5 protein-coding genes are annotated in these 4872 nt (G+C 60.6%); 2 read left to right on the forward strand and 3 right to left on the reverse strand.

All coding sequences use genetic code 11. The features are described from left to right. A partial coding sequence (locus tag WBF74_RS11010; RefSeq protein WP_424439542.1) for an SDR family oxidoreductase occupies positions 1-164 on the forward strand: 164 nt, incomplete at its 5' end. Between the two features lie 11 nt (positions 165-175). Here the strand turns inward: WBF74_RS11010 and WBF74_RS11015 are convergent. The 3 genes from WBF74_RS11015 to WBF74_RS11025 all read right to left on the reverse strand — a co-directional run bounded on the left by WBF74_RS11015 (position 176) and on the right by WBF74_RS11025 (position 3509). Then, the gene (locus WBF74_RS11015) at positions 176-589 is read right to left on the reverse strand and encodes a hypothetical protein (protein WP_424439530.1); all 414 of its coding nucleotides are present in this window, start codon (positions 587-589) and stop codon (positions 176-178) included. Then, a complete protein-coding gene (locus WBF74_RS11020; protein WP_424439533.1) occupies positions 589-1974 on the reverse strand; it encodes an aminotransferase in 1386 nt (461 codons plus the stop codon). Before WBF74_RS11020 ends, WBF74_RS11015 begins: the two co-directional genes overlap by 1 nt. A gap of 77 nt (positions 1975-2051) precedes the next feature. Further along, the gene (locus WBF74_RS11025) at positions 2052-3509 is read right to left on the reverse strand and encodes an amidase (RefSeq protein WP_424439536.1); all 1458 of its coding nucleotides are present in this window, start codon (positions 3507-3509) and stop codon (positions 2052-2054) included. Between the two features lie 180 nt (positions 3510-3689). On the opposite strand from WBF74_RS11025, the gene WBF74_RS11030 reads away from it, so the two are divergent. After that, a partial coding sequence (locus WBF74_RS11030; RefSeq protein ID WP_424439539.1) for an AMP-binding protein occupies positions 3690-4872 on the forward strand: 1183 nt, incomplete at its 3' end.

Genomic DNA, 4872 nt, shown 5'->3' on the forward strand with positions numbered 1-4872 from the left:
CGGCGATCCTCTCGCCGGGAACAGACAAGATCGTCGCTGAAATTCCCATGCGCCGCCTCGGCACGCCTGAGGAAGTGGCCCGCACGATATATTTTCTGTGCACGGATCAGTCGAGCTATGTAAACGGCGCGGAAATCCAGATCAATGGTGGCCAGCATGTTTAGGCGCGCAGGCCTCACTTTGTGAAGATCGCCGCGCTCTGGCTGTCTCGGATGACGGCATTCTCGCTGACCGTGAAGGTCGAGACGATATAGCCGCTCGCATTCTCAAAAATGCCGGTGCCTCCCTGTACGGCGCGGATGACGCAGCCTTGCTGCTTGTCATCCTCGATCGTCGGCTCGATGAAGCCTTCGCCGCGCGACTGGTAGCGGATGGTGCCTGCGCGAAAATTGATCTCGCCGGTTTCTGTGAAGCCGCCATATTCATCCGCCTCCACCACGGCATTGATCGTGGCGGGAGCGTCCTGCGCAAATGCGGGGTCACAACCGGCGGAAACGGCCGCGCTTGCATCAATCAACATGCGCGCGCCCATCTCGTCTTCCGGCGAGACAGTGCCTTCAAAGGCAAGCTGGTAGCGAAGCTCGGGCATCAGGCGTTGCGAAGGCCTTCCTTCGTCACATGGGCTTCCACATCATCCAGCGCCTTTTCCATCGCGTCGAACATATCGCCGATCTGTTCTTCGGTGATGATGAGGGGCGGGCAGAAGGCGACGATATCGCCCGCAAGGCCGCGCACGATGAGGCCATGATTCTGGGCGGCATTCACAACGGCGGCACCAATGCCTGCGGCTGCGTCAAAGCTGCGTTTCGAGGCCTTGTCCGCGACAAGCTCCACCGCGCCGATCAGGCCTTTTGCGCGGGCATGGCCCACAAGCGGGTGGTCTCCAAGCCGCGCGATGCGCCCTTCAAAGGCGTCCTGCACCGAACGCACATGGCCGACAATGTTGCGCTTCTCGTAGATTTCGAGCGTCTTCGCCGCAACAGCCGCGCCCACCGGATGGGCCGTATAGGTGAAGCCGTGGCCGAAGGTGCCGATCTTTTTGCTCTCGTCGATCATCGCCTGATACATCTCCTCGCCCACCGTGATGGCTGCGATGGGGAAATAGGCGGATGAAAGCGCCTTCGCGACGGAGATTGAATCCGGCTTCATGTTGAATGTCTCGGAACCGAACATGTTGCCCGTGCGCGCAAAGCCGCAAATCACTTCATCGGCGATGAAATAAATGTCGTACTTCTTCAGAACGGCCTGGATTTTTTCGAAGTAGCCCGCAGGCGGAATGACAACACCGCCCGCCCCCATGATCGGCTCGGCGATGAAGGCCGCAACCGTGTCCGGGTCTTCGCGGATAATCATATCCTCAAGGTTCTTAGCAAGCCGGGTCGTGAACTCGTCTTCCGTCTCGCCCGGCTCCGCATAGCGGTAGTAATGCGGGCAATCGGTATGAAGTACGCCTTCAATCGGCAGATCGAAATCACGATGGTTCGCAGGCAGGCCAGTCAGCGAGGCGGAAGCGATGGTCACGCCGTGATAGCCGCGATTGCGCGAGATGATTTTCTTCTTCTTCGGGCGGCCCAGCGCGTTGTTGTAATACCAGACAAGCTTCACCTGCTGGTCATTCGCTTCGGAACCGGAACCGCAGAAGAGAACCTTGGAAGCCGCGTGGGGCGCAATCGCCTTCAAGCGTTCCGCCGCTTCCGCCGCGCGCTCATGGCTCTTGCCGCCAAAGACATGCGTGAAAGGCACCTGACGAAACTGTTCCGTCGCCGCGTCGATCAGCTCCTGCTCGTTGTAGCCGAGCGAGGTGCACCAGAGCCCGGCCAGCCCCTCGATATATTTGTTGCCGCCATTGTCATAGACATAGATGCCTTCCCCGCGCTCGATGATCATCGGCCCGGTCGTGCGGAACGTATCGAGATTAGTATAGGGATGGATCACCGTCTCGATGTCGCGAACGGCGGCGTTAGACAGGCTCATGCGAGTATTCCTCGACTGCGTGTGGCTGCATTTCCCGCATAATGGGACGGGCGGGGAGAGAGTGTCAAAGGGCGCGCTCACCACCCCTTCGGCGGCGTGAAACCACCAAGGATTTCTTCAAGCATCTCCGCCACCGCAATTGTTGTGTAATCCTCCAGATGCGGGCCGATGATCTGGATGCCGACGGGCTTGCCCTCACTTGTCACGCCCACCGGCGCGACAGAAGCGGGGAGATAGCCGACAACGGCGGGGCCGGCCCAGATAAGCACATCCATATAGGGGCGCTTCACGCCGTTCACCTCCAACACGCGCTTGTGCCAGTTCGACTGGTGGTCATGCTCAAACGCGGTGCGCATCAGAACGGGCGAGAGCACCACGTCATAGCTCTTGAAGAACTCATGCCACTTCCAGCGCATCTGCGCCTGCACTTCCTTCCAGATCACGCGCTCGGCAAGCGAGAGTGTGCCGCCAATCGCTTGCAATGCGGCGTGGCTCTTGTCGTCAGCGGCGAAACTCTTGCGCAGTTCCGCCCAGTGATTGCGAACGCTTTGCGGCATGCCCGCGCCGATCTGCGCATGGAGCAGGACGAGATAACATTCGGTGATTTCGGCGAGCGTGAGCGCAGGGCGCGCCTGCCAGTCCACATTGGCGCCTGCATCCTCAAGCGCCTTTGCGGCATTGGTGAGGAGGCCCACACTTTCCTTGTCGATGTCGCAGAACTCATCCTCGATCCAGACAGCGACACGAAGCTCCTTCGGGCTCTTTGCGCGGGCAGGCGGCAGGTCGAGTTTCCAGCCCGCTGCATTGTCCCAGTCCGGCCCGGCGGTAAGCGATAGCAGGAGACGCAGATCCTCCGCGCTGCGGGCAAGCGGGCCTGCCACGGAAAGATCGCTGTCTGAGAGCGCGCCGGGGGGGCCGGGCAGGTGCCCGCGCTTCGGCACGATGTTGAAGGTGGGCTTATGGCCGAACACGCCGCAGAGATGCGCGGGCGTGCGGATGGAGCCGCCAATATCGGAGCCGAATTCGGCAGCGGCAAAGCCCGCCGCAAGCGAGGCCGCAGAGCCGCCGGAAGAGCCGCCCGGTCCACATTCCAACGCCCAAGGATTATTGGTCGTGCCGTAAATATCATTATAGGTCTGAAGATCGCCGGAGAGGAAAGGCACGTTGGTCTTGCCCATGACGATAGCGCCAGCGCGCTGCAGCCGCTCGATGGCGGTGGCGCTGCGGGCGGGCACATGGTCTTTCCAGAGCGGGTTGCCCCCTGTTGAAGTGATCCCCTCCACCTCATAGGCATCCTTGATGGTCACGGGCAGGCCATGCAGGGCCCCGAGAGTCTCGCCCCGTGTCCGCGCCTCATCGGCCGCTCGGGCAAGGCTCTGTGCCCGGTCGAAATCCCGCGCCACCACGGCATTGAGCTTTCCGTCAAGCTTTTCGATCCTCGCAATAAAGTGATCGAGGAGTTCGGCGCTCGAAATCTCGCCCCGGCGGATCATGCGGCCAAGCTCGGAGGCAGAGCGGAAATGAAGGTCGGTCATGGAGGTCCCCTGTTCCGGTGTTATTGGGCCCATTAGAAGGGGCCGCGCGACCACAGGCAAGGATTCGCGGCAGGCTGGCAGCGGCGTTGTCCGGCCCCCGCTTCGCCGCTAGACTGCCCGCAAACGAGAAAAAGCCGGGAAGCCCCGGCGTCAAAAAACAAGGACGAGGGAACAGAACCCATGAAGGGATTGATGCAGGATTGGCCGCTGCGGGTCAGCACGATCATTGACCATGCAGCGCGTTTCCACGGCGATCGTGAGATCGTGACGCGTTCGATTGAAGGGCCGATAACACGCACCACCTATCGTGAGGTCCATCTGCGCGCGCGCAAGGTGGCGCAGGCTCTGACCCGGCTCGGCATCAAGGAAGGCGATATCGTCGCCACGATGGCCTGGAACACCGCACGCCACCTCGAAGCCTGGTACGGCATCATGGGCATGGGCGCAGTGTGCCACACGCTGAACCCGCGCCTCTTTGCCGAGCAGCTCGTTTACATCATCAACCACGCAGAAGATAAGATCATCTTCCTCGATCTTACCTTCGTGCCGATCCTTGAGGCGATTGCCGACAAGCTGCCCAATGTGAAGTCCTACGTCATCATGACGGACCGGGCCCACATGCCGGAGACGAAGCTGCCGAATGTGCTCTGCTTCGAAGAGATCGTTGAGGCGGAGGACGGTAATTTCAAATGGGCGGAAGTGGATGAGAACGCTGCCTGCGGTCTCTGCTACACCTCCGGCACGACGGGCAACCCGAAGGGGGTTCTCTATTCGCACCGCTCGAATGTGCTTCATTCGATGGCCGCGAATATGGGTGATGCGCTCGGCATGAAATCCACGGACAGTATTTTGCCCGTAGTGCCCATGTTCCATGCGAATGCCTGGGGTATTGCGTTTGCTGCGCCCGCCGTTGGCGCGAAGATCGTCATGCCCGGCGCAAATATGGACGGGCAGAGCATCTATGAGCTTCTCGACACCGAAAAGGTGACGGTCACGGCGGCGGTGCCGACGGTGTGGCTCATGCTTCTGCAATATCTCGAAAAAACGGGTGCGGAGCTTCCCGCGCTTAATCGCGTCGTCATTGGCGGCTCGGCGGCACCGCGCTCCATGATCGAGGTCTTCGAGAAGAAGTATGATGTGAAAGTGTTCCATGCCTGGGGCATGACGGAAATGTCGCCCATGGGCACGCTAGGTGCGCTGAAGGCGGGCATGGAAGACTGGCCGCTTGAAAAGCAGATCGATGTGAAGGTGAAGCAGGGCCGCGCCATCTACACGGTTGAAATGAAGATCACCGATGATGATGGCAACGAGCTTCCCTCGGATGGCAAGGCGTTCGGGCACCTGATGGTGCGCGGCCCGGCCA

Source organism: Parvibaculum sp., assembly GCF_049672805.1.
Taxonomy (GTDB): Bacteria; Pseudomonadota; Alphaproteobacteria; order Parvibaculales; family Parvibaculaceae; genus Parvibaculum.